Raw genomic sequence first — 23,794 nt, forward strand, 5'->3', positions numbered from 1 at the left:
CGAGCTGGAGGTAGGACTCTCGCCGGTCAGGTTGGGGGGTGGGTGGTGCTCGAGCGGGGGACCAGTTCCGGGTCGGAGGTCTTGACCTGCTCCGGTGGGGCGCCGTTGATCACGTCCAGCAGCAGGCGCACGGCGGCCGCGCCCCGTTCGGCGATCGGGCGGCGCACCGCCGACAGCGCCGGCCGGACCAGGCGGCACAGCGCCGAGTCGTCCCACGCCACCAGCGACAACTGGTCCGGCACCGACAGGCCCAGCTCGTGCGCCACGCCCAGCGCCGACACCGCCATCACGTCGTTGTCGAACACCAGCGCCGTCGGCGCGATCCCGCTGGTCAGCACCCGCCGCGTCACGCGCGCCGCCGCCTCGTCGGAGTAGTCCGCGTGCACGACCCGCGCCTCCGGCAGGTCCAACCGCGCCGCCGCGGCGGTGAACGCCCGCGACCGGGTCTGCGTGTGCACGAACTTCGTGGGCCCGGCGACCCGCACGATCCGCCGGTGCCCGAGCGCCACCAGGTACTCCAGCACCTCCGCCACGGCCGGCTCGTCGTCGGTCCACACGCACGGCAGCTCCGGCACGACCGGCTCGCCCAGCACGACCGCGGGCAGCCGCAGCTCCCGCACCAGCTCCACCCGCGGGTCGTCCTGCACCAGGTCGACCAGCAGCACGCCGTCCACCCGCCGCTCGCCCCACCACCGCCGGTACGCCGCCAGCTCGGCCGCCGAGTTGTCCGTCACCTGCAGCAGCAACGACGTCGGCCCGCCCGCCAGCGCGTCCTGGATGCCCGAGATCAGCTGCATGAAGTACGGCTCGACGCCGATCACCCGCGCGGGCCGGTCCACGACCAGCCCGATCGCGTTCGCCCGACCGTCGCTCAACGACCGCGCCGCGCTGCTGGGCACCCAGCCGAGGCGGTCGGCGATGTCCATGATCCGGCGGCGCGTCGGCTCGGAGACGCCCGGCCGGTTGTTGAGCGCGTACGACACCGCGCCGGTGGACACCCCCGCGGCCTTGGCGATGTCCGAGATGGTCGGACGCTTACCTGCCACCCCGCGCCTCCTCGGTCGGTGATCAATAAGTCTAGACCGCCACGCACCCCACCTGGCCCGGTAGGGTAATTAAGCGCTTAACGGAATCTGTGAAAGGGGACCGCCGTGCCGTGGTTCGACCTCTCCGAGCGGGAACTGGCGCTGTACCGGACCGACACCGTCGAACCGGACAACCTCGACCTGTGGTGGAAGACCCGGTTGGAGGATGCCCGCGCCGCCGCCCTGCCGCCGGTGCTCACCCCGTACGCGGCCGACGCCTACGGCCCCCTCTCGGTCTGGGACGTCGAGTTCTCCGGCTACGGCGGCGACCGGGTGCGCGGCTGGTACCTCCGCCCGGCGGGCTCCGGGGAGGAGCCGCTACCCGCGGTCGTCTGCTACATCGGGTACGGCGGCGGGCGCGGCCTGCCCTCGGAGCACGCGCTGCTGCCGTCCGTGGGTTACGCGGTGTTCGTCATGGACACCCGCGGCCAGGGCGGGCGGTGGACGCTCGGCGCGACACCGGACTCCGGGTTCGCCGGCCCCGAGCACCCCGGCGTGATGACGCGCGGCATCGCCTCCCCCGAGACCTACTACGTCACGCGCTTGATGGTGGACGCGGCACGCGCCGTGGAGGTGGCCGCGTCCCTCGACGGCGTGGACGCCTCGCGCATCGCGGTGTCGGGCGGCAGCCAGGGCGGCGGGCTGGCGCTGGCCGCCGCCGCGCTCAACGGCGAGGCGGTGAAGGTCTGCCACGCGGACGTGCCGTTCCTGTGCGACTTCCAGCGCGCCATCACGCTGACCGACGCCGAGCCGTACGCCGAGATCGCGAAGTTCCTGGCCCAGCACGTCGACCTGATCCCGGCCGCCCGCGACACGCTGCGGTACGTGGACGGCGCGCTGCTGGCCAGGCGGATCACGGCCACGTCGTTGCTGAGCGTCGGCCTGATGGACGAGGTGTGCCCACCGTCCACTGTGTACGCGGCCTACAACGAGATCACCGCGCCGAAGGAGATGGCGGTGTTCCCGTTCAGCGGCCACACCACGCCGCGGGTGCACGACGAGCGCAAGCTGCGCCACCTGCGCGCTCACCTGTGATGAGCGGGTCGTGAGGGGACCACCGCCATAGTCCCCTCACGACCCTGCCCGGTCAGTGGACTCGACGGCTCTCCGGGGGGCCCGGGTAACTCGGCCTGAGCCCGCCCGTGTCCACGACCAGCTCCTGCACCACCACGGTCGGGTCGACCACCCACAGCTCGAGCGCGTGCGCGCCCGCGGTGAGCCGGTGCCCGGTGGCGGTCTCGTTGACGTTGCTCGAGGTGTTGCGCTCCCACCGGCGGTTCACCGCGGTGTCGTTCGGGGTGGGTGACGCCGCCGGTGCCGCCGGCGCGAGGAGCGCCGGCGGCACCGGCAAGGGCGCCAACCTCATGGTCGCCTCATCGCGACGTGGTGGTCACCGGGGTCACGAGCACGCGGTCGTGGCCGACCACGCGCGGCTCGCCGGTCAGCGGCACCTTGTGCTCCCAGCGGATGTCCTCGCTCGAGCAGCCGACCTGGAGCACGAGGTCGCCGGTCTCCACGACCCGCCTGCCGTCGCGGCCGGTGAACGAGGTGCGGTCGGCGTGCAGCCGGAACGTGACCTCGGTGGCCGCGCCCGCCTCCAGCTCGACCCGGGCGAAGCCGACGAGCTGGCGCACCGGCCGGGTCACGCTGGCCACCGGGTCGTGCAGGTACAGCTGGACGACCTCCGCGCCGGCCCGGTCGCCGGTGTTGCGCACCAGGCACGACACCTCGACCTCGCCGTCGGTCGGGAACTCGGTGCCGGCCGCGAAGTCCGACAGCTCGAACGACGTGTACGACAGGCCGTGCCCGAACGGGTAGGCGGGCGACGGGTCGACCGAGCTGACCCCGCCGGGACCGCCCAGCGGCGGGTGCAGGTACGTGGTGGGCTGGCCGCCGGGACCGCGGGGCACCTGCACGGGCAGCTTGCCGGACGGGTTGACCCGCCCGCTGAGCACGCCCGCGACCGCGACCGCGCCCTCCTCGCCGGGGAAGAATGCCTGGACGATCCCCGCCGGCCGGTACGTGCCCAGGGCGTACGGGCGACCGGTGAGCAGCACCAGCACGACCGGCACGTCCAGCGCCAGCAGCCGGTCCAGCAGCTCGCCCTGCACGCCGGGCAGGCTCAGGTCCTCCGCGTCGCAGCCCTCGCCGGACGTGCCGCGGCCGAACAACCCGGCCCGGTCGCCCAGCACGGCCAGCACCACGTCGGCCTCGCGCGCCACCGCGACGGCGTCCTCGATGCCCGACCGGTCGTCGCCGTCGACCTCGCAGCCCTTGGCGGTGGTGACCGAGGCGTCCGGGAACTCCTTGCGGACGGCCTGGAGCATCGTGTCCATCTCCACGCCGAGCGCGACCTCGGGGTGCTGCACGCCCACGTGGTTCGGGAAGGCGTAGCAGCCCATCAGCGCCAGCAGGTCGTCCGCGCACGGCCCGACGACGGCGAGCCTGCCCGCCTCGCGCAGCGGCAGCACGCCGGAGGCGTTGTCCAGCAGCACGACCGAGCGCTCGGCCATCGTGCGGGCCAGGTCGCGCAGCGCCGGCGGGTCGAGGTCGACCGGTTCGCCGCGCAGCACCGCGGGCGACTCGGGCTGCCAGCCCTCGTCCAGCAGGCCCAGCTCGCACTTCTGGGTCAGCACGCGGGTGACCGCCTGGTCGACCAGCGCCTCGTCCACCCGGCCGGAGCGGACCAGCTCGGCCAGCGGCTCGCCGTAGCAGCGCACGCTGGGCAGCTCCACGTCGATGCCGGCGGCCAGGGCGAGCGCGGCGGCCTCGCCCGGCGAGCCCGCGACGCCGTGCGCGGTCTCCAGGAACGACACCGCGAAGTAGTCGGCGACCACCACGCCGGTGAAGCCCCACTCGCCGCGCAGCAGGTCGGTGAGCAGCCTCGGGTCCGACGCCGGCGGCACGCCGTCGACCTCGGCGTAGGAGTTCATCACCGACCGCGCGCCGCCCAGCCGCAGCGCCATCTCGAACGGCGGCAGCACCACGTCGGCGAACTCGCGCGGGCCCATGTGCACCGGCGCGTGGTTGCGCCCGCCGCGCGAGGCCGAGTACCCCGCGAAGTGCTTGAGCGTGGCGACGATCCCGCTGGACTCCAGCCCCCTGGTGTAGGCCGCGCCGACGAGGCCGACGAGGTACGGGTCCTCGCCGATGGTCTCCTCGGTGCGTCCCCAGCGCGGGTCGCGGGTCACGTCCAGCACCGGCGCCAGCCCCTGGTGGACGCCGACGTCGCGCATCGCCAGCCCCACCTCGCGGGCCATCCGCTCGACCGTCTCCGGGTCGAAGGACGCGCCCCACGCGAGCGGGGTCGGGAAGACGGTGGCCTGCCAGGCGGTGAAGCCGGACAGGCACTCCTCGTGAGCCATGGCGGGGATGCCGAAGCGGGTGTTGGCGACCAGCTTGCGCTGCGTCTCGGCCAGCACCTTCGCGCCGACCAGCGGGTCGACCGGCCCGGTGCCGAACACCCGGGTCAGCTGGCCGAGGCCGGGCTTGGTCAGCTCGTCCCACGGCGGCAGCGGCTCGGCGAACTCGTGCTGCGCGGGGGCGACCTCCTCACCCTCGGAGATGCCCACCCACACGCCCACCAGCTGGGCCAGCTTCTCCTCCAGGGTCAGCTCGGCCAGCAGGGCGGCGACCCGCTCACCGGTCGGCCTTCCGGGATCGGCCCAGGGGTTCAGCACGGCGGCTCCTTCGTTGACGATCGGACGACGAGTTCGGTGGCCAGTTCCACCCGTTCGGTCTCCACGGGGCGACCCGCGATCAGGTCGGCGAGCATGCGGCCCGCGTGGCGGCCCATCTCGGTGAGCGGTTGGCGCACGGTGGTGAGGGCGGGCGAGGACCACACCGCGACCGGCAGGTCGTCGAAGCCGACCACGCTCAGGTCGTGCGGCACGGACAGGCCCACGACGCGGGCCGCCTCGATCACGCCTAAAGCCTGCTCGTCGTTGCCGGCGAAGATCGCCGTCGGCCGGTCCGGCAGCGCCAGGAGCTCGGCCGCGCGGCGGAACCCGCCCTCGTGCTTGAAGTCCCCGTGCTTGACCAGCTCGGGGTTGAACGGGATGCCCGCGCGGTCCAGCGCGGCGCGGTAGCCGTCGACCCGCGCGCGGCTGCACAGCATCCCGGCCGGTCCGCCGATGACGCCGACCCGGCGGTGGCCGAGGCGCAGGAGGTGCTCGGTGGCGGCCAGGCCGCCCGCCCAGTTGGTCGCGCCGACGCTGGGCACGTTCGGCTGCGGCAGGTCGACGGGGTCGATGACCACGACGGGGATGCGGGAGTTGGCCAGCACGCGGCGGTCGGCCGCCGTCAGCTGGGAGGTGACCAGGAGCGCGCCCGCGCGCCTGGCCTCGACCAGCGACGCCGCCCAGGACGTGTGCTGACGGGGTTTGTCGGTGGACGACACCACGACGTGCAGTCCGGTGTCGACGACACCACGGATGATCTCCACCGCCCACGGGCTGTCGAGGGCGGTGAACACGAGGTCGACCAGCAGGTGGCCGGAGGCCCGACGGGACCCGACCGGCACGTAGTCGTACTCGGCGAGCAACTGCCGCACCCGAGCCCTGGTCTCCGCGCCGACGTCGTCCTTCCCGTTGAGGACTTTGGACACCGTCGGGAGAGACACCCCCGCTGCTGCGGCAATCGTGGCCAACGTGGCTCGACGCATGCGCCGATAGTATCGAAACTCGATCGAAACACAAGGGTGACCTCCTGACGTGCAGAAACAATACGCGGACACGCCGAATGGTGACGCTTGACACCGATTAGCCACCCGCCTAAGGTCTGCGCAAGTCGTGGATGTTTCGAAATGTTTCGATGCCACGAACAAATCCGCAGCGTGGCAGAAGGGTGGCGGTCGCATGTCCCGCCGTTCGTGGGTGCGTCCCCTCATCGCGATGGGGCTTGTCGCCTTGACAGCAGTGGTGTCCGCGTGTGGCACGTCCGGTCCGGGCGAGTCCAGCAGCGGCGCGCTGAAGATCTGGGCGCTCGAGGACCCGGTCCTCAACAAGATCGAGAACAAGTCGATCGACTCGTTCAAGTCGGCCGGTGGGAACGCCGCGCTGGAGACGTTCGGCAACGACCCGTACAAGCAGCGGCTCCGGGTGGCCATCGGCTCGCCCCAGGCCCCCGACCTGTTCTTCAACTGGGGCGGTGGCAACCTCAAGGAGTACGTCGACGCCGGCAAGGTCGCCGACCTGACCCAGGTGCTCAACGACAACAAGGCCGTCAAGGACGCGTTCATCCCGAGCGTGCTCGAGGGCGCCAAGCTCGGCGACAAGTACTACGGCGTCCCGATGCGCGGCATGCAGCCCGTGCTGCTGTTCTTCAACAAGAAGGTGTTCACCGAGGCGGGCGCGAAGCCGCCGACGACGTGGGACGAGCTGCTCGCCGCCGTCGACACCTTCAAGGCCAAGGGCATCACCCCGATCGCCCTCGCCGGCACCCAGGCGTGGACCGAGCTGATGTGGGCCGAGTACGTGCTCGACCGCGTCGCCGGCCCCGAGGTGTTCAAGAAGATCCGGGACAACGGCCCCGCGGGCTGGAAGGACCCGGCCGTGGTCGAGGCCATGACCAAGCTCAAGGACCTGATCGACCGCGGCGCGTTCGGCAGCAACTTCGCCTCCGTCGGCTACGACGCCGGTGGCGCGTCGACCATCCTGGCGCAGGGCAAGGCCGCGATGCACCTCATGGGCTCGTGGGAGTACACCAACCAGCTCGACCAGAGCCCCGACTTCGTCAAGAACGGCGACCTGGGCTGGATCGCGTTCCCGTCGATCGCGGGCGGCAAGGGCGACGCGGGCAACCTCGTCGGCAACGTCAGCAACTTCTACTCCGCCACCGCGGACTCGAAGAACCTCGACGCGGCGAAGAAGTTCGTCACCACCGAGCTGAACAAGGACTCCTACGTCGAGGCGCTGATCGAGGCCGGTGACGTCCCGCCGGTGGTGGGCGCCGAGGAGAAGCTGAAGAAGTCGCCGAACCCGGAGTACGCCTCGTTCATCTACGACCTGGTGCTGGGCTCGAAGAACTTCCAGCTGTCCTGGGACCAGGACCTGCCCGCCGACAAGGCGACGTTCATGCTCACCCAGCTCCAGGAGTTCTTCCTGGGCAAGGTCTCGCCGCAGCAGTTCGTCGACGCGGTGGCCGCGCGCTGATGTCGTCCCAGCGGCCTTCGGCCTGGTACGCCGTGCCGGCGTTCGCGTTCTTCGCCCTGTTCGCCGCGCTGCCCATGCTGCTCGTGATCTACCTGAGCTTCACCGCTTGGGACGGCCTGGGCACGCCGGCGCTCACCGGTGGCGAGAACTGGTCCCGGTTGCTCGAGGACAGCGAGGCGCGGGCCTCGGTGTGGCGGACCCTGGTGCTGATGGTCGTGTCGTGGCTCGTCCAGACCCCGATCGCGTTGCTGATCGGGGTCTGGGCGGCCGGCAAGCAGCGGTCACGGGCGGTGCTCAGCTCGATCTTCTTCCTGCCGCTGCTGCTGTCCACGGCCGCCATCGCGTTGTTGTGGCAGGCGCTGCTCGAACCGAACTTCGGCGCGTTCGTCGGCGGCCCGCTGTTCCTGGGCGACCCCGACATCGCGCTCTACACGGTGGTCCTCGTGATCTCGTGGCAGTTCATCCCGTTCCACACCCTGCTCTACCAGGGCGCGGCGCGGGCGGTGCCGCCGTCGCTGTACGAGGCGGCCACCATCGACGGCGCGTCGCGGGTGAGCAAGTTCCGGCACATCACGCTGCCGCAGCTGCGGTACACGATCGTCACCTCGTCGGTGCTGATGCTGGTCGGCTCGCTGACCACGTTCGACACGGTGCTGATCCTGACCAACGGCGGGCCGGGCACCGCGACCCGCATCCTGCCGCTGCACATGTACATCACCGGCTTCAGCGGGTTCGAGATGGGCTACGCGAGCACGATCGCGGTCGTGCTGGTCGTGCTGGGCACCGCGCTGTCGCTGGCGGTCATGCGCTGGAGCGGGTTCCGCCAGATGAGCAGCCAGCAGGAGGGGTCGTGAAGTCTCGTCCCAACTGGCCCGCCGGGCTGTTCGCCCTGGTGTGGCTGGCGATCGTCGTCGGACCGCTGCTCTACCTGGTCACGGTGTCGCTGCGCACGCGCGCCGAGTACCTCGGCAAGAGCGTGTGGGCGGTGCCGGACGCGTTGTCGCTGGACAACTACGTCACCGTGCTGACCGGCGGCTTCGGCCAGTACCTGCTCAACAACGTCGTCGTGACCGTGGCGACGGTGGCGATCGTGGTGCTGGTGACCGTGCCCGCCGCGTACGCGGTGGTGCGCAACACCAGCCAGTTCGTGCAGCGCGGGTTCACCCTGCTGCTGATGGGCCTGGCGATCCCCGCCCAGGCGACGATCATCCCCGTGTACCTGATGATCACCCGGATGCAGCTGTACGACACGTTGACCGCGATCATCCTGCCGACGGCGGCGTTCGCGCTGCCGGTGGCGATGCTGGTGCTGGTCAACAGCCTGCGCGACGTGCCGCGGGAGCTGTACGAGGCGCAGGCGATCGACGGCGCGGGTCCGATGCGGGTGCTCGTGTCGCTGGTCCTGCCGCTGGCGCGGCCGGCGATCATGACCGTCGTCGTCTACACGGCGCTCAACGCGTGGAACGGGTTCCTCTTCCCCCTGGTGCTCACCCAGTCGGAGTCGTCGCGGGTGCTCACCCTCGGGTTGTGGGACTTCCAGGGGCAGTTCGGCACGAACGTGCCCGCGCTGCTCGCCGCCGTGACGCTGTCCGTGCTGCCGATCTTCGTGGTGTACCTGATCGGGCGGCGGTTCCTGCTCAGCGGCCTCACCGCCGGTTTCGGCAAGTAGGCCCACCACCGACCGGAGGCACCCGTGCCCGACGTCCCGCCCGCTGCCGCCGCACCCGCGGTGGCGGCGGAGCCGGCGCTGCGCCACCTCGCGGCGCGGCACGGCCTCGCGATCGGCACCGCCGTCAACCTGGTCGCCCTGGCGGGCGACGCGCGGTACCGGTCGTGGGTGGCGGCGCAGTTCGACACCGTGACGGCCGAGAACGCGATGAAGTGGGACGCGCTCGAACCCGTGCGCGGGCGGTACGAGTGGGGTCCGGCGGACGCGCTGGTCGCGTTCGCCGAGGCCAACGGGCAGCGGGTGCGCGGCCACACGCTGGTCTGGCACAACCAGAACCCGGCGTGGCTCGCGGACGTGCCGCCCGGGGAGCTGGGCGCGGTGCTCAAGGCGCACGTCCAGGCGACCGTGCGGCGGTACCGGGGGCGGATCTGGCAGTGGGACGTGGTGAACGAGGTGGTCGAGGACGACGGGACGCCCCGTGACACCTTCTGGCTGCGGGCGCTGGGTCCCGGCTACGTCGCGGACGCGTTCCGGTGGGCGCACGAGGCCGACCCCGACGCGCTGCTGTTCTACAACGACTACGAGGTGGAGGACGTCAACGCCAAGAGCGACGGCGTGCACGACCTCGTGCGCGAGTTGAGACGACAGGGCGTGCCGATCCACGGCGTCGGCCTGCAGGGGCACCTCAAGGCGTCCGAACCGCCGGTGACGCTCGCCGAGAACCTGGCGAGGTTCGAGGCCCTCGGCGTGCGGACGGCGGTGACGGAGGCCGACGTGCGGGTGGTGCTGCCGGTCGACGACGTGAAGCTGCGCGCGCAGGCCGACGGCTACCGCGCGCTGCTGCGGGCGTGCCTGGACGCGCCGGGCTGCCTGTCGTTCACGGTCTGGGGGTACGCGGACGAGTACTCCTGGGTGCCCGGGTGGTTCGAGGGTGAAGGTGCGGCCGGCATCCTCGACGAGAACCACGCGCCCAAGCCCGCCCACCGGGCCCTGCGCGACGAGCTCTCGTCCGGCGGTCCGCGCCGCCGGGGCTGACCCGACCGGCTCGGGCCCGCACTCTCCCGCGGGCCCGAGCCACCCGAACGCAGGGCTCCCGCGAGAGTCCTACGTCCAAGTCGCGAGAGTCCTACGTTCAGGTCGCGAGAGTCCTACGTTCAGGTCGCGAGAGTCCTGCGTTCAGGACCGGTGAGTTCACCGCTCGGAGTGAGCCACCGTTCTCGGGATCCCATTTGGTGGACGGGCGTGATCCGCGTTGCGGTAACCTCGGGGTGTTGTCGGTGGGAGCAATCGGACATTCGACAGTTTCGATTACCCATGCGATTGTTTCGACCCGGTTACGGGTACTCCAAGTGACGAACACCCCATCACCGCTCCCCCGCGTCCAGCAGCCGGAACCGGCCTGGCCTGCCGTAGACTGCCCCCATGCCGACCAAAGCCGACCCGTCACCCTCGGATGGCACAGCCTCTGGCAAAGTGACCATTGCCGCCATCGCGGCTGAGGCCGGGGTCTCGGTTCCGACTGTTTCGAAGGTAATGAACGGTCGCGCCGACGTCGCGCCGCACACCCGGGAACGGGTCGAGGCGATCATCCGGAGGCACGGCTACCAGAGGCGGGCGGACGAGCGGTCGCGGCGGTCCAACCTCGTGGAGTTGATGTTCCACGAGCTGGAGAGCGCCTGGGCGCTGGAGATCATCCGCGGCGCGGAGCAGGTCGCCGCCGAGCAGGGCCTCGCGCTGGTGCTGTCGGAGTCGCAGGGCAGGCTCACGCCCGGCCACGGCTGGCTGGAGGGCGTCATCGCCCGCAAGCCCCTGGCGGTGATCTCCGTCTTCTCCGACCTCACGTCCTCGCAGCTGGCCAAGCTGCGCGCGCGGGACATCCCGGTCGTGGTGGTCGACCCGATCGGCGAACCCCAGCTGGAGACGCCCTCCATAGGAGCCACCAACTGGAACGGCGGCCTGACCGCCACCCGCCACCTCATCGAGCTGGGCCACCGCCGCATCGCCATGATCGGCGGCCCGGAACGGGTGCTGTGCAGCCGCGCCCGCGTGGACGGCTACCGCGCCGCGCTGGAGACCGCGGGCCTGGCCTACGACCCCACCCTGGTCCGCTACGGCGACTTCCACGTCGAGTCCGGTCGCGCCCAGTTCGCGCCGCTGCTCGACCTCCCGGACCCGCCCACGGCCGTCTTCGCCGGGTCGGACCTGCAGGCCCTCGGCGTGTACGAGGCGGCACGCGCCGCCGGCCTGCGCGTCCCGGAGGACCTCAGCGTCATCGGCTTCGACGACCTCCCGGTGGCGCAGTGGGTGGGCCCGCCGCTGACCACGGTCCGGCAGCCGCTGCAGGACATGGCCGCGGCGGGCACCCGTCTCGCCATCACGCTGGCACGTGGTGAAGAGCCCGAACACCGCCGAATCGAGCTTGCCACCACGCTGGTGGTGCGTCAGAGCACCGCCGCGCCGCGCTGACGAGCCGCCTCCTCTAGTGGTGGTGGCCCGGCTGCTGGACGTAGGTGCACCCCTGCGCCTCCGCGGGCAGGGTGTGCCCCACCTCCTCGCCGGCACCCACCGGTGTGCAACGCAGTTCGTGCAGCCCCAGCAGCTCCAGGCCGAGCGTGCCGCTCAGCGCGAAGCCGTTGCCGAAGCCGAAGTCCGGGTTGTCCGCCACCTCGCCGGCCGACAGCGCCCCCTGCCAGGAGCGCTGGAAGTCCGCCAGCTTGTCGCGCTGGAAGACCACCAACCCGAGCCGCTCGTACGGCCCGGCCGAGCACGTCGACCACTCCGCCACGTACGGCGCGTAGAGCTTCGCCCGCAGCGGGCCGACGAAGTCGGCGAACTCCGCCATCGTCCGCGGCACCACCTCGTCGCACTGCCCGGTCTTCTCCCGCACCCACTGCCCCACCTCCGCCGAGGTGCCCAGCGGCGGGCCGAGCGCGTTCGAGCCCAGGCCGGTGGGACCGGTCGCCGCCGAGGAGCAGGCGACCGACCCCACCAGGAGCGCGACCAGGGCCGCGCACCGCCCCAACATCAGGCCGCGGCGCAGGAAGCGCCGTTGAGGGCGAACGACGTCGGCTTCGCGGGCGTCCCCTGCGACGTGCCGTTGAACCCGAAGGTCGCCGACTGGCCCGGCTGGATGTTCTGGTTCCAGCTCGCGCCCTTCGCGGTGGCCTTGCCCGCCGAGACGGCGACCTCCGCCGACCACGCCTGGCTGATCCCCTGACCCGAGGGGAGGTCCCACACGAGCTGCCACGCGTTGACCGCGCTCGTGCCCGTGTTCTTCACCGTCACGTTCGCGGTGAAGCCGCCGGACCACGCGCTGGCCACGGTGTAGGCCACCGAGCACGCGCCCGGTGTCGTGCCGCCGCCCGTGGCGGTGCGCACGGAGACCACCGCCGACGGGGACGAGGTGTTGCCCGCCGCGTCCCGCGCCACCACGTAGAACTGGTAAGCCGTGTCCGCGGCCAGGCCGGTGACGGTCGCCGTGGTGCCGGACGTCGTCGCGACGGCCACGTCGGTGGCGCCCGCCTCCCGGTACACGGTGTAGCCGCTGACGCCGGTGTTGTCCGAGGCCGCCGACCAGCTCAGCGACACCGAGTCGGCCGTGGCCGTCGCGGTGGGCGCGCCGGGCGCGGTGGGCGCCTGGGTGTCACCGCCGGTGCTGCCGCCGGTGAAGATCACGTCCGAGCAGCTGTAGAACGCCTCGGGGCTGTCGTTGCGCTGCCAGATCGAGTAGATGATGTGGCGACCGGTCTTGTTCGGCAGGGTGCCGTTCCAGGAGTACTCGCCGCCGACCGCGACCGGGTTGGTGATGCTGTCGAACGGCACGGGCTCCAGGTCCGACCACTTCAGCGGCTGCGTGACGTCGAAGCCGTCCTTGGTGACGTACTGGTCCCAGGTGCCGGGGTGCGGAGCCCAGGCGTTGTACTTGAAGTTGATCCGCGCGCCCGCCTGCAACGTGGTCGTCGGCCAGTCGGCGCGGGGCAGGTTGTAGGCGTCGTACTTCGTGGTCGGACCGCACAGGTCGCCGTCGGCGATGATCTCGCGGTGCCGGCCGCCCGCCAGGCTGATCAGGTTGCCGTACCAGTCCCACAGCGGCTGCTTGCCCCCGAGCTGCACCGCGGCGACGCACGCCGGGTTCGTCGGGTTCAGGTCGCCGCCGCCGCTGCCCGCCCTGCCGTCCTCGTAGCAGGCGTAGGTGCGGCTTGCCGGGTAGGTCATCGAACCGTGCGCCAGCGCCACGCCGCTCTGGACGAACACGCTGGTCACACCGACCACTCCGAGCGCGGCAACGGCCAACGCCCCAAAGCGCTTGAGTCGCAAGGACCTTCTCCTTCAGATCGACGGTGATCTGTGAACCACGGGGACTGGGAGCGCTCCCAGAATTACGATCGCACCACCGTGACGCCACGTCAACGACCCGTTTCAACTGGTGGCCACCGGGTGGCACCCGGGCAGGCGGATCGCGGTGGTCGGCCGGATAGCCCGTGACCTGGTGCTGGTGGTGCCGGAGGTGCCCGCGACCGGGGGCTCGGCGGGCGTGCTGGAACGGCGCGAAATGCTCGGCGGCAAGGGCGCCGACATCGCCCGCGGCACCAGGCAGCTCGGCGCGACGGCCGCGCTCGTCGGCGTCGTCGGGACGACCGGGAGGGCCGCCTGCTGGTCGAGCGGCTCGACGCGGACGGCGTAGCGACGGCCGCGGTGGTGTGCCGCGAAGGCGCCCCGCACGGCGCTGCTCGTGGACCTCGTGTGCGACGGGGGGTACCGGTACCTGGAGGACGTCCCCGAGCCGACCCCCGTGACGCCGGACGACGTCCGCCGCGTCCGGGATGCCGGCCGGCGGCGCCGACCGTGGCGCCGGCGCGCGGCGACGGCCCGGAGGACGCCGGACGGCTCGCCACCGCCGCCGGCCGCGCGGTGGGCCACCCCGGCGGGCGCACGGACCTCACCGGGCTGGTGCTACCCGCCGGTCAGCGCGGCCAGCCGGGCGAACAGCCGGTCCGCCGACCGCAGGTGGTCCGGTTCCTCGGTGAACATCGCCCGGTGCAGGTAGGGGTAGAAGACCACGCCCGGGCCGTCCGGGAACGCGAACCGGGTCAGCGGGTGCTCGACGCCCGGGCACAGCTCCGCGCCGCGCGGGATGAACCGGACGGTGACGTCCGCGCGGTCGACCACCGTGCCCTCCAGCACGTAGGCCGTGCAGCGGTCGGCGTCGAGCTGTTCCAGGGACGGGTGGACCCCCAGCGGCGCGAAGACGTCGACGCGGGCGGAGGTGCGGCACAGCACGTTGATCAGGCAGCTCGCCTCGGTCCCCCAGGCGCACCACAGCGTCGGGTCGGGCGAGGACGAGGCGGCGATGCCGTCCTCCAGCCGCTCGATGCTGCTCGTGGGCCGGCGCGTGCGGCGGGCGAGCTCGGCCGCGGTCAGGCCGGCGGCCTCGCGGACCCGGCGCAGTTCCCGGCCGAGCAGGCGGCTGCGCAGCGAGGGCTTGTGGTCCACCAGGTCATCTCCTCGACTGCGGTGCGCCGCGCGTGCCGCCCGAAGCTATCTTGATACTTATCCCACTGTCGATTAGTCGAACGGGTGGCCGTCGCTACGCTGTGCGTCGCCCCACCCCAGGGATCGACGGGACGAAGGACATGGGCGACGACGCCCCCACCTCCAGCACGGTGCAGGCGTGGGAACTCGGGCTGAGGCTGCGCGAGCACCGGGAACGGCTCGGGCTCACGGCCGCGGCGGTCGGCCGGAGTACGGGCATCGGCGGGACCAACCTGTCCGCCATCGAGTCCGGCAAGCGCCGCCTCACCGCCGCCAAGCTCGCCGACCTGGCCGACGCCTACGAGCTGCCCGACCCCGAGCGCGCCGACCTCGAAGCGGTGCGGGCGCGCACCGAGCGGCGCGAGTGGTGGTACGACTACACCCGCCTCTACCCCGACGAGTTCCTGCGCCTGCTCGGCCTGGAAGCGGGTGCGGACAAGGTGTTCGAGTACGCGCCGGACATCATCCCCGGGCTGCTGCAGACCGCCGACTACGCGCGGGCGGTGGTGCGGGCGGGCACGCCGTACATCCGGCCGGTCGACGTCGACCCCCGGCTGCGGACGCGGCTCGCGCGGCAGGGCAGGCTCGACGGCGACCACCCGTTGCGGCTGGACGTCGTGCTCGGCGAAGCCGCGTTGCGCCAACGGGTCGGCGACCCGGGCGTCATGCGGGCGCAACTGGGCCACCTGCTGGAAGTCCTCGACCGCAAGGGCGGTCACGTCCGCGTCCGGGTCATGCCCTTCGCCGCGGGCGCGCACCCGCTGCTCGGTTCGGCGTTGAAGATCCTCTCGTTCCGCTCCACCAGGCTCGGCGACCTGATCTACCAGGAGACAGCGATCAGCGGTGTCCTCGTGGACAAGCGCCAAGTGATACTCGAGTCGACGGCGAGCTTCGCCGAGACGTTCGACCGGGCGCTCGGCGACCGGGACTCCCGCGAGTTCATCGACGCGGTCTACCACGAGATGGAGCGGTCCTGATGCGGCACACCCCCTCCGCCACGGCACGCGGTTGGTTCAAGAGCAGCTTCAGCACGGCGTCCGGCGACTGCGTCGAGGTGCGGTTCGACGGGGACTCGGTCCTGGTGCGCGACACCAAGGACCGGGGCAGCGGCCCGGTGATCACCGTCGACGCGCCGCGGTGGGACGACTTCCTGCGCCGGTTGCAGGCGGGTTCCCCGGACGCGGACGGCGCGTTGGCCGTGCTGCCCGCGCCGCGCGGCGGGGTGGTCCTGCGGGCGAGCCACGACGGCACCTCGCTGCGCTACACGCGCGGCGAGTGGGAGATGTTCCTGCGGGGGGTGCGCGCGGGCGAGTTCCGCCACTCCACCGCGGTCGCCTGAGCCGCAGGTCACGGAACCGCACCCGTTATGGACGAGCGCGGACGGGTTCCGTAACCTGTCCGAGACCTCGACGGCGCGACCCGTTCGGGGTCACCACCCGGCTCAAGGAGGATCGCGCGAACCGTGGCGTCGAAATCCGCTCAGCGCACCGTCCGCGCGGCCCTGACGGCGACCGCCGTCTCCACGCTGCTCGGCGTCGCGATGCCGCTCCCCCAGGCCACCGCCGACCCCGAGGTCCCGTCCGACGCCTCGGCGGCGTTGCAGAAGTACAACGACCTGTCCCGGCAGGCCGAGGCGCTGAACGAGGAGCACCTGCGCGCGCAGGACGCCCTGTCCGGCGCCCAGGGCGCCCTGGACCAGGCCAACCGGGACCTGACCTCCGCCCAGCAGGCGCAGGAGGCGTTGCGCGGCCAGGTCGACCTGCTCACCGAGGCGTCGTTCGAGGGCGCGCGGTTCAGCCAGCTGTCGGCGTTGCTGGTCAGCGACTCGCAGCAGGACTTCCTCAACCGCATGTCCGCGCTCGGCGTGCTGGCGGGCGACAACGCGGAGGCGTTGCAGGGGTTGGCCGACGCCGTGGGCCGGGCCGACGACGCCGCGCGCCGCGCGACCGAGGCCGCCGACACCGCCACCAGGGCCATCGCCGACATCGACCAGCGCAAGGCCGCGCTGGACGGGCAGATCACCGAGGCGCGCGAGGCGTACCGGTCGTTGAGCGCCTCGGAGCGGGCCGCGCTGAACAGCCGGGGCGACATGAGCGCCATCCCGGTGCCCGCGGGCAAGGCGGGCGAGGCGCTGGCGTTCGCGTTGTCGCAGCGCGGGAAGCCCTACGTGTACGGGTCGAACGGGCCGGACAGCTGGGACTGCTCCAGCCTGATGCAGGCCGCGTACCGGTCCGCCGGCATCGCGATCCCCCGCACCACCTACGGCCAGGCCACCATCGGCAGGCAGGTGTCGCGCAACGACGTCAAGGCCGGTGACCTGATCATCTACTACGCGGGTCAGACGCACGTGGCGATGGCGATCGACGGCATCCGCGCCGTGCACGCCTCCACCGAGGGCGTGCCGGTGAAGGTGCAGGACATCGAGTCGATCGGACCGGTCGACGTGATCCGACGCGTGGTCGGCTGAATCCCGGGTACTACTCCTGCGCCACAGTCACGTGACGGAGGAAGACATGCCGGACGTTGTCGATCTGATCATGCAGGACCACCGCGAGGTCGAGCGGCTGTTCGCCGAGCTGAAGGACCACCCGGAGAAGCGCCCGCTGCTGGTGCCGGTGCTGACCGCCGTGCTGACCGCGCACAGCCGCGCGGAGGAGGCCGAGGTCTACCCGGCGGCGAAGGACGAGGCCGGCGAGGTCGACGAGGTCGCGCACAGCCAGGAGGAGCACGTCGAGGCGGAGGAGCTGCTGCTGAAGCTCTCCAAGACCGACCCGACGTCGCCCGCCTTCGAGGACGTCCTGCAGGAGCTGGTCGAGTCGGTGACGCACCACGTCGAGGAAGAGGAGTCGACGGTGCTGCCCGGCATGCGGGAGCGGTTGGACGAGAAGCGGCGCGAGGAGCTGGGCCGGGCGTTCGCGGAGAGCCGGGCCAGGCACCTGGGCGACCAGCCGGGTGAGGCGACGCGCGAGGAGTTGCTGGCGCAGGCGCGCAACGCCGGTCTGAGCGGGGCGTCGGGCAAGAGCAAGGCGCAGTTGGAGAAGGAGCTGCACGCGTCCTGACGGGCGTTCGCGGCTGTCCTGGTTTGAGGCGAGGAGACCGCCACGCCCGCGGCACGTGAGGTGTCCGCGGGCGTGGCGGTGTGGTGGTGCGGTGTGGCTTGGCGTGGCGGTGTGGCTTGGTGGTGCGGTGGTGCGGGTCAGCGGGCGACGGCCTTGGGCTTCGGGGTCCACTGGGTGTAGCCGGCGCGCTCGGCGTCTTCGGCGGAGGCGAACGTGACGTCGCCCTTCATGCGCTTGTAGTACGGCGAGTCGGGCGTGTGGAAGATCCTCGACTTGGAATTCGCCTTGACCGCGAGCCCGTCACCCGTGTGGGGCGCAACGATTTCGGCGGCGACGGCCGGGACCTCGACGGCGGTGGGGGCGACCGGCGCGAGGGTCTCGGCGGGAATCCCGGGAGCTGCCTCGGGAGCGGTCTCGGCGGATGGCGTTCCCACCTCGGCAGGGGTGTCCGACTCGGCCGCGATGGCGGCGGGTTCGGCGGCCGGGATCTCGCCGGCGGGTTCGGCGGCGGACTCGGCAGCGGGCTCGGCGGGTTCTGCGATCTCGGCGACGGGTTCGACGATCCCGGCGACCGGCTCGGCAGCGATCTCGGCGACCGGCTCGACGGCTGTGGCGTTGTCGGCGGTGTCGGCAGAGGCGGTGTCGGCAGAGGCGGTGGGCTCGGCGATCTCCGCGGGCGGGGCAACCGGCTCGGCGGACTCGGCGGTGATGTCCGAGGCTGCGACGGGCTCGGCGGCGGCGGGCTCGACACCGGCCAGGGTCGTGTCGGCCGGATCAGTGGCGGCGGCGGAGTTGGCGACAGGCTCGGTGGTCCGCTCGGCGGCGAGCGGCTCGGCAACGGCCGGGGTGTTGTCGGCAGGACCGGTAGCGGCAGTGGGCTCGGCGTCGGCAGTGGGCTCGGCGGTCCGGTCGGCCGTGATGTCCGAGGTTGCGGCGGACTCAGCGGCGGCGGACTCAGCGGGGGCGCGCTCGGCGACGGTCGGCTCAGCGACGGCGGGCTCGGCGGTCGGCTCGGAGGCGGCAAGCTCGGCAGTGGTCGGCTCAGCGGTGGCCGGTTCGGCGGCGGGGTTGGCGGCCGGGGTGGCGGCCGGGGTGGCGGACTCGGTGGCGGCCAGGGCGGTGGCTGGTTCGGCGGTGACCAGGGCGGCGGCGGGATCGGCCGGGGTGACCGCGGTGGCTGGGGTGGGGGTGGCTGTGGCGGGAGTGGGGTCGGTTGGGGGTTGGTCGGAAGCGGGGGTGTCGGTCGGGTGGTCCAGGCGGGTGCGCAGGGAGCGGATCGTCGGGGTCAGGCGCAGCCAGACGACTGCCGCGCCCGCCAGGAACGCCGCCACGCACAGGACGGTGGTGAGCAACCAGGACACTGCCAACTCCTACGGCCACAGCTTGCGGAACAGGACGTCGACGGGTGCGTCGCGACAGGCCGCGCCCGGCCGCGGGTAGCGGGCAGCGCATCTCGGGCGTTGCCACCCGCGATCACGACGCCACGTCACCGGTTCGACCCGAAAGCACACGACCCGTCGGCCGAATTCACCGTGTCGGGATCCACAGACTAAGGACGCGTCAAGCGGCCTTCGGCAGCACCCCCTGCCTGCACCCGCACCGGCTGCACACCGGGTGCGCCGGCAGCCGCACGTCGGCCAGCAGTTTCCGGCTGTCGTCGAACGTCGGCACCTTCTGCCCGGGCACCAGCAGCCCGTCCAGCACCTCCTGCCGCCGCCGCGCCAGCTCGCGCGCCCGCTCCACCGGGTCCTTCAGCCGGGCCCGCACCCGCTCCCGCGACTGCTCCCGCGCCAACGTGCCCGCCGTGCCCAGCGGCCGCCGGGGGCGCGGCTCCGTCAACCGCGCGTTGCGGCGGTTGACCCGCCACCAGGCACCCAGCGTCATGCCCGCCACCGGGGGGCGCGCACGCCGCGCGCCCCCCTGCCACCACGACCGCAGCCGCGCACGGAGGAAGTCGTGCGCCACCTGGTCGCGGCTCCTCGGGCTGCCCTGCCTCGTGCCGTCGGGCCTGCGGTCGACCGCCGCGAGCAGGGCATCGACGCTCCACCCCTCGGCGAACCAGGGCTCGACGACCCGGCGCACCCCGGCGCGGTGGGCATCGGGCCAGCTCGCGCGGAGGCAGAACGCCTCGACCGCCGTGTCGATCTCGGCGTCGGTCTCGGGGATGACACGGCCGGGCCACTGACGGGGATCGAGTCGAACACGCATCGCATGGCTCCCTTCGAACGCGTACCGAACATCCGTTCGAGATAGTGCCACCGACCACCGACAATTCCCGAGTCTTAGATTTGACTTATATAAGCTCATGCTTAAAGATGCTGGTCGTGCATGCGTTCGACGTCCTCGGCGATCCGGTCCGTCGCCGCATCCTGGAGCTGCTCGCCGACGGCGAGCAGACCTCCGGGGCGGTCACGGAGGTGGTCCGCCGGGAGTTCGGCATCTCGCAACCGGCCGTCTCCCAGCACCTGCGGGTGCTGCGCGAGAACGGCTTCGCCCGCGTCCGCGCGGAGGGCGCCCGACGCCTCTACGCGGTGGACGACCAGGGCCTGCGCGAGGTGGACGAGTGGCTCGACCGGTTCCGCCGGTTCTGGGGCGGGCACCTCGACGCGCTGGCCACCGAACTCGCGCGCGGCAAGCGCGAGAGGCGACTCAGGGAGGAACAGCAGTGATCGACATCGCCGAGCAGCTCAAGGCCATCCACCGCCGGGTGGAGGACGGGGACGACACCGTCGCCGTGCTGCTGCGCCGCACCTACGACGCGGACGCGGCGGACGTGTGGGACGCGGTGACCGACCCCGACCGGCTGCGGCGCTGGTTCCTGCCGGTGACCGGCGACCTGCGCGAGGGCGGGAACTTCCAGCTGGAGGGCAACGCGGGCGGCGACATCCTGACCTGCGAGCCGCCGAAGCTGCTGCGGGTCACGTTCGGCGGCGAGACCAGCGTCGTCGAGCTGCGCCTCACCGAGGACGGCGAGCGCACCGCGGTCGAGCTGGAGCACACGGTGCCCAAGGAGATGGCGCGCAGCGGCGCGGGCGCCCTGTACGTGGGGCCCGGCTGGGACGGGGCGCTGCTCGGCCTGGCCCTGCACCTGGCGGGCGAGGACGTCGGCGACCCGGTCGCCGCCGCCGGCACGCGGGAGGTCCAGGAGTTCAACCTGGGGTCCATCGACGCGTGGGCGGCGGCGGTCCTGGCCTCCGGCAGCGCCACCGCGGCAGACCTGGAAGCGGCCGTCACGACGGCGAAGGCGCAGTACGCGCCGGACCTGACCTGACTCGGCAGCCGCGGTCCCCACGCCGCCGACGCGGGACCGCGGCTGCTTCACGCCCCTGACGCGCGGGCTCCGGTCACTTCACGCCGCAGTGCGCGGCCCGGAACTCGTCCACCCTCCGCTGGGCGTCGCCGAGCTTCGCCAACCGCCCGTCACGCCGCTCGGCCCGCCCGTCCAACCGGTCGGCCCGGGCGGTGTCCCCTTTGTCGCGCGCCTGCTGGGCCTTGGCGCGCAGCCAGGCGGTCGACCCGACGACCTCGGGCCCGCCGGTGAACCGGGTGGTGAGGCGGCCGATGCGGTCCTCGACCTTCGGCACGCGCTGCTCGCACAGCTGCTTGACCTTCTCGGGGCCGATCGTGATCGGCGCGTAGTCCTGCGCGGACGCGACGCCGGTCGACGCGAGGCCGAGCGCGGCGGTCGTGACGACCGCGAGGCGGATCCAGGTGTTCATGACGACCACGATCGCCCGTCCGCGTGCGCGGCACGTGCGGCGCGTGTTCGGGTTCGGCAAAAGCCCTGCTCGGGGGCGGTGCCGTTTCGTACCCGAGCGCAGCGGAAAACCTCTTCCCCATGACCGACACCTTGTGGGACGAGTTCCACCGAGTGGTGAACATGACCTCGCACGAGCTCGAGGAGTGGCTGCGCACCCGCTCGGCGGACGAGGACAGCGAGACGGTGCCCGACCAGGCGGGCACGCTGACCGGTCAGGAGGTGCTGAGGGTGCTGCGCAAGCGGCGCACGGACCTGACCACCGAGGACGTCCGGGTGATGCGCAAGGTCGTGGAGCGCGTGCACGAGCAGCGGCGCGACGACCTGGAGCCGACCGCCGGCGAGGCGCACTGGCGGCACCGGCTCATGTCCATCGGCCACGACCCGCTCAAGCCTGCCTGAGCCCCGCCTCACCCCCGGCGCCTCACCCCCGGCGGGCGGCGGCCGCCCTCTCCACGTCGCCCAGCCGCACGCCCGCCTCGGGGACCAGGCCGAACTGGACGACCTGGCGGCGCGCGAGCAGGTCGGTGAGCCAGTCGACGGCCACCCGCAGCCGGTTGCCCGGCATCGCGAGCAGGTGGTAGCCCCGGGCGACCGCCTTCGCGGGCAGCCCGGTCAGCGGCACGTGCAGCGGGTTGGCCACCGCCTGCGGGCCGGCCAGGTCGACCACGAACCCGAGGTCGCGGTGCCGGTAGGTGCCCACCTCGCCGTGGCCGAGGGACGCGGCGACGTTGCGACCGGCGAGCTTGCCCTGGCGCTGGGCGTGCTGGGCGGTCATCGGGGTCGGCTTGCCGTCGTTGAACACGTCCGGCACGGCCGCCACGTCACCGGCCGCGAACACGTGCGGGTGCGTCGGCACGGCCAGCGTCGGGTCGACCGCCACGCGGCCCTTGACGGTGGTGAGCGCGACCGCCTCCACCAGCGGGTCGGGCTGCACGCCCACGCACCACACCAGCGTGCGGGTGGGGATCTCGCTGCCGTCGGTCAGCCGCGCGCAGTGCTCGGTGACCTCCTTCACGCTGGTCTCCAGCCGCACGTCGACGCCCCGCTGCCGCAGCACCCGGGCCGCCGGACCGGACAGCCGCTCGTCCAGGCCGGGCAGCACGCGCGGTGCCATGTCGACCAGCACCCACTTGACCTCGGACTCCGTCAGGCCGGTGCGGCCGCGCAGCGCCGAGCGGGTCAGCTGGAGGCCCTGCGCCACCAGCTCGGTGCCGGTGTAGCCCGCGCCGACCACGACGAACGTGGCGCGCGCCGCCCGCTCCGCCGGGTCCGTCGCCTGCTCGGCCAGCTCCACCTGCCGCAGCACGTGGTCGCGCAGGAACACCGCCTCGGCGACGGACTTGAAGCCGAACGCGTGCTCGGCGACGCCCGGGATCGACATCATCCGGGTGACCGAACCCGCCGTCAGCACCAGCCGGTCCCACTCCAGCACCTGCTCCCGGCCCTCGACGTCCACCGCGGTGCACGTGCGGGCGGCCAGGTCGATCCCCGTCGCGTGCGCCTGCACCAGGCGCGTGCGCGGCAGCTTGGTCCGCAGCGGCACGGCCACCCGGCGCGGGTCGAGCGAACCACCCGCGACCTCGGGCAGCAGCGGGACGTAGAGCATGTAGTCGGTGGGGTTGACCGCCACCAACTCGGCCGCGTCGGCGGGCAGCACGCGTTCCAGCGTGCGCAGGCAGTGGTAGCCCGCGAAGCCCGTTCCGACGACCAGCACGCGCGGCTTGCCCATGTCCGGATCCCTCCGCCGATGTCCCGTTCGCCAGCGGGTACCCCGGACCGAGAAGGGGTAGACAACGACCATGGCCCTGGGACTGCCGGATGCGATCACCGCCTGCCTCTTCGACCTCGACGGCGTGCTGACCAGCACCGCCGTGCTGCACCGCCGGGCGTGGCGGCGCACGTTCGACGACTTCCTGCGCCCGCGCGGCGAGCCGCCGTTCGCCGAATCGGATTACCTCGGGTACGTGGACGGCCGTCCCCGGTACGACGGCGTGCGGGAGTTCCTGGCCTCGCGCGGCATCACGCTGCCCGAGGGCACGCCGGACGACCCGCCCGAGGCCGACACCGTGCACGGCGTCGGCAACCGCAAGAACGACCTGCTGGAGGCGATCATCCGGCACGAGGGGGTGACGCCGTACGCGGGCACCGTGCCGTACCTGCGCGCGGTCGAGGACGAGGGGCTGGGCATCGGCGTGGTGACGTCGTCGGCCAACGCTCGCAAGGTGCTCGACGCCGCAGGGCTGAGCCCGTTCGTGCGGACCCTGGTGGACGGGGTGGTGATCCTCCGCGACGGGCTCAAGGGCAAGCCCGCGCCCGACTCGTTCCTGGCGGGCGCGCGGCAGCTCGGGGTGCGCCCGGAGCACGCCGCGGTGTTCGAGGACGCGCTCGCGGGCGTGCGGGCCGGCCGCGCGGGCGGGTTCGGGCACGTCGTGGGCGTGGACCGGACCGGTCAGCGGGAGGCGCTGCTGGCGCACGGCGCGGACGTCGTGGTCGAGGACCTGGCGGAGCTGCTGTGAGCGGTTGGGAGGTCCACCCCT

Annotated in this window: 26 protein-coding genes; 15 read left to right on the forward strand and 11 right to left on the reverse strand. The window is 72.6% G+C overall.

The genetic code is table 11. The features are described from left to right. Nucleotides 1-26 precede the first annotated feature (26 nt). Nucleotides 27-1,046 carry a LacI family DNA-binding transcriptional regulator gene (locus ACIGNX_RS18705; protein WP_396541604.1) on the reverse strand — a complete coding sequence of 340 codons (1,020 nt, stop codon included), beginning with the start codon at nt 1,044-1,046 and terminating at the stop codon, nt 27-29. A 105-nt stretch (nt 1,047-1,151) separates the two neighbouring features. Between ACIGNX_RS18705 and ACIGNX_RS18710 the strand changes: the two genes are divergently transcribed. After that, entirely contained in the window at nt 1,152-2,120 is a 969-nt protein-coding gene (locus ACIGNX_RS18710) for an acetylxylan esterase (protein WP_396541606.1), read from the forward strand. A gap of 52 nt (nt 2,121-2,172) precedes the next feature. Here ACIGNX_RS18710 and ACIGNX_RS18715 read toward each other — a convergent pair whose 3' ends face one another. From ACIGNX_RS18715 to ACIGNX_RS18725, 3 genes are read right to left on the reverse strand one after another with little or no spacing between them, the layout of a single operon-like run. Then, a complete protein-coding gene (locus ACIGNX_RS18715; RefSeq protein ID WP_396541608.1) occupies nt 2,173-2,451 on the reverse strand; it encodes a hypothetical protein in 279 nt (92 codons plus the stop codon). A gap of 7 nt (nt 2,452-2,458) precedes the next feature. Further along, complete coding sequence (locus ACIGNX_RS18720; RefSeq protein ID WP_396541610.1) at nt 2,459-4,765, reverse strand: glycoside hydrolase family 3 N-terminal domain-containing protein; 2,307 nt, start codon at nt 4,763-4,765, stop codon at nt 2,459-2,461. After that, nucleotides 4,759-5,748, reverse strand: a complete 990-nt coding sequence (locus tag ACIGNX_RS18725) for a LacI family DNA-binding transcriptional regulator (protein WP_378090689.1) — start codon at nt 5,746-5,748, stop codon at nt 4,759-4,761. Before ACIGNX_RS18725 ends, ACIGNX_RS18720 begins: the two co-directional genes overlap by 7 nt. 229 nt (nt 5,749-5,977) lie before the next feature. Between ACIGNX_RS18725 and ACIGNX_RS18730 the strand changes: the two genes are divergently transcribed. From ACIGNX_RS18730 to ACIGNX_RS18750, 5 genes are all read left to right on the forward strand, one after another. Further along, a complete protein-coding gene (locus ACIGNX_RS18730) occupies nt 5,978-7,237 on the forward strand; it encodes an extracellular solute-binding protein (protein WP_396541612.1) in 1,260 nt (419 codons plus the stop codon). Then, nucleotides 7,237-8,091, forward strand: coding sequence for a carbohydrate ABC transporter permease (locus tag ACIGNX_RS18735; RefSeq protein WP_396541614.1), 855 nt, complete (start codon nt 7,237-7,239; stop codon nt 8,089-8,091). The genes ACIGNX_RS18730 and ACIGNX_RS18735 overlap by 1 nt, the downstream gene beginning before the upstream one ends. Next, nucleotides 8,088-8,906, forward strand: a complete 819-nt coding sequence (locus tag ACIGNX_RS18740) for a carbohydrate ABC transporter permease (RefSeq protein ID WP_396541616.1) — start codon at nt 8,088-8,090, stop codon at nt 8,904-8,906. Before ACIGNX_RS18735 ends, ACIGNX_RS18740 begins: the two co-directional genes overlap by 4 nt. Before the next feature lie 24 nt (nt 8,907-8,930). After that, nucleotides 8,931-9,941 (forward strand): endo-1,4-beta-xylanase, encoded by a 1,011-nt coding sequence (locus tag ACIGNX_RS18745; protein WP_396541618.1) that lies wholly within the window; start codon nt 8,931-8,933, stop codon nt 9,939-9,941. 387 nt (nt 9,942-10,328) lie between these two features. Further along, nucleotides 10,329-11,372 (forward strand): LacI family DNA-binding transcriptional regulator, encoded by a 1,044-nt coding sequence (locus ACIGNX_RS18750; RefSeq protein WP_396541620.1) that lies wholly within the window; start codon nt 10,329-10,331, stop codon nt 11,370-11,372. A 13-nt stretch (nt 11,373-11,385) separates the two neighbouring features. On the opposite strand, the gene ACIGNX_RS18755 is transcribed toward ACIGNX_RS18750, so the two are convergent. Further along, complete coding sequence (locus ACIGNX_RS18755; protein WP_396541622.1) at nt 11,386-11,931, reverse strand: hypothetical protein; 546 nt, start codon at nt 11,929-11,931, stop codon at nt 11,386-11,388. Further along, on the reverse strand, nt 11,931-13,169 hold the full coding sequence (locus tag ACIGNX_RS18760) for a lytic polysaccharide monooxygenase (RefSeq protein WP_396541624.1): 1,239 nt from the start codon (nt 13,167-13,169) through the stop codon (nt 11,931-11,933). Before ACIGNX_RS18760 ends, ACIGNX_RS18755 begins: the two co-directional genes overlap by 1 nt. Before the next feature lie 163 nt (nt 13,170-13,332). Between ACIGNX_RS18760 and ACIGNX_RS18765 the strand changes: the two genes are divergently transcribed. Beyond that, on the forward strand, nt 13,333-13,590 hold the full coding sequence (locus ACIGNX_RS18765; protein WP_396541626.1) for a hypothetical protein: 258 nt from the start codon (nt 13,333-13,335) through the stop codon (nt 13,588-13,590). A 269-nt stretch (nt 13,591-13,859) separates the two neighbouring features. Here ACIGNX_RS18765 and ACIGNX_RS18770 read toward each other — a convergent pair whose 3' ends face one another. Further along, on the reverse strand, nt 13,860-14,399 hold the full coding sequence (locus tag ACIGNX_RS18770) for a Scr1 family TA system antitoxin-like transcriptional regulator (RefSeq protein WP_396541628.1): 540 nt from the start codon (nt 14,397-14,399) through the stop codon (nt 13,860-13,862). Between the two features lie 140 nt (nt 14,400-14,539). On the opposite strand from ACIGNX_RS18770, the gene ACIGNX_RS18775 reads away from it, so the two are divergent. From ACIGNX_RS18775 to ACIGNX_RS18790, 4 genes are all read left to right on the forward strand, one after another. Next, nucleotides 14,540-15,415 (forward strand): helix-turn-helix domain-containing protein, encoded by an 876-nt coding sequence (locus tag ACIGNX_RS18775; protein WP_396541630.1) that lies wholly within the window; start codon nt 14,540-14,542, stop codon nt 15,413-15,415. Beyond that, a complete protein-coding gene (locus ACIGNX_RS18780) occupies nt 15,415-15,777 on the forward strand; it encodes a DUF397 domain-containing protein (RefSeq protein WP_396541632.1) in 363 nt (120 codons plus the stop codon). The genes ACIGNX_RS18775 and ACIGNX_RS18780 overlap by 1 nt, the downstream gene beginning before the upstream one ends. 123 nt (nt 15,778-15,900) lie before the next feature. Beyond that, nucleotides 15,901-16,905, forward strand: coding sequence for an NlpC/P60 family protein (locus ACIGNX_RS18785; protein WP_396541634.1), 1,005 nt, complete (start codon nt 15,901-15,903; stop codon nt 16,903-16,905). Between the two features lie 46 nt (nt 16,906-16,951). After that, nucleotides 16,952-17,497 (forward strand): hemerythrin domain-containing protein, encoded by a 546-nt coding sequence (locus ACIGNX_RS18790; RefSeq protein WP_396541636.1) that lies wholly within the window; start codon nt 16,952-16,954, stop codon nt 17,495-17,497. A 137-nt stretch (nt 17,498-17,634) separates the two neighbouring features. On the opposite strand, the gene ACIGNX_RS18795 is transcribed toward ACIGNX_RS18790, so the two are convergent. Beyond that, nucleotides 17,635-18,858 carry a hypothetical protein gene (locus tag ACIGNX_RS18795; protein ID WP_396541638.1) on the reverse strand — a complete coding sequence of 408 codons (1,224 nt, stop codon included), beginning with the start codon at nt 18,856-18,858 and terminating at the stop codon, nt 17,635-17,637. Nucleotides 18,859-19,057: 199 nt separating this feature from the next. Then, nucleotides 19,058-19,705 carry a hypothetical protein gene (locus ACIGNX_RS18800; protein ID WP_396541640.1) on the reverse strand — a complete coding sequence of 216 codons (648 nt, stop codon included), beginning with the start codon at nt 19,703-19,705 and terminating at the stop codon, nt 19,058-19,060. A 116-nt stretch (nt 19,706-19,821) separates the two neighbouring features. Between ACIGNX_RS18800 and ACIGNX_RS18805 the strand changes: the two genes are divergently transcribed. After that, nucleotides 19,822-20,166, forward strand: coding sequence for an ArsR/SmtB family transcription factor (locus ACIGNX_RS18805; RefSeq protein ID WP_396541942.1), 345 nt, complete (start codon nt 19,822-19,824; stop codon nt 20,164-20,166). Next, nucleotides 20,163-20,768, forward strand: a complete 606-nt coding sequence (locus ACIGNX_RS18810) for an SRPBCC domain-containing protein (RefSeq protein ID WP_396541642.1) — start codon at nt 20,163-20,165, stop codon at nt 20,766-20,768. Before ACIGNX_RS18805 ends, ACIGNX_RS18810 begins: the two co-directional genes overlap by 4 nt. Before the next feature lie 73 nt (nt 20,769-20,841). Here ACIGNX_RS18810 and ACIGNX_RS18815 read toward each other — a convergent pair whose 3' ends face one another. Then, on the reverse strand, nt 20,842-21,216 hold the full coding sequence (locus ACIGNX_RS18815) for a hypothetical protein (RefSeq protein ID WP_396541644.1): 375 nt from the start codon (nt 21,214-21,216) through the stop codon (nt 20,842-20,844). 119 nt (nt 21,217-21,335) lie between these two features. Here ACIGNX_RS18815 and ACIGNX_RS18820 point away from each other — a divergent pair, with 119 nt between their 5' ends. Beyond that, on the forward strand, nt 21,336-21,656 hold the full coding sequence (locus ACIGNX_RS18820; RefSeq protein ID WP_396541646.1) for a DUF3140 domain-containing protein: 321 nt from the start codon (nt 21,336-21,338) through the stop codon (nt 21,654-21,656). A 22-nt stretch (nt 21,657-21,678) separates the two neighbouring features. Here the strand turns inward: ACIGNX_RS18820 and ACIGNX_RS18825 are convergent, their stop codons facing one another. Further along, nucleotides 21,679-22,986: an NAD(P)/FAD-dependent oxidoreductase gene (locus ACIGNX_RS18825; RefSeq protein ID WP_396541648.1), complete on the reverse strand. Its 1,308-nt coding sequence runs from the start codon at nt 22,984-22,986 to the stop codon at nt 21,679-21,681. Nucleotides 22,987-23,056: 70 nt separating this feature from the next. On the opposite strand from ACIGNX_RS18825, the gene ACIGNX_RS18830 reads away from it, so the two are divergent. Further along, nucleotides 23,057-23,773: an HAD family hydrolase gene (locus ACIGNX_RS18830; protein WP_396541650.1), complete on the forward strand. Its 717-nt coding sequence runs from the start codon at nt 23,057-23,059 to the stop codon at nt 23,771-23,773. Nucleotides 23,774-23,794: the final 21 nt, after the last annotated feature.

It is taken from the genome of Actinosynnema sp. NPDC053489 (genome assembly GCF_044544865.1).
Classification (GTDB): domain Bacteria; phylum Actinomycetota; class Actinomycetes; order Mycobacteriales; family Pseudonocardiaceae; genus Actinosynnema.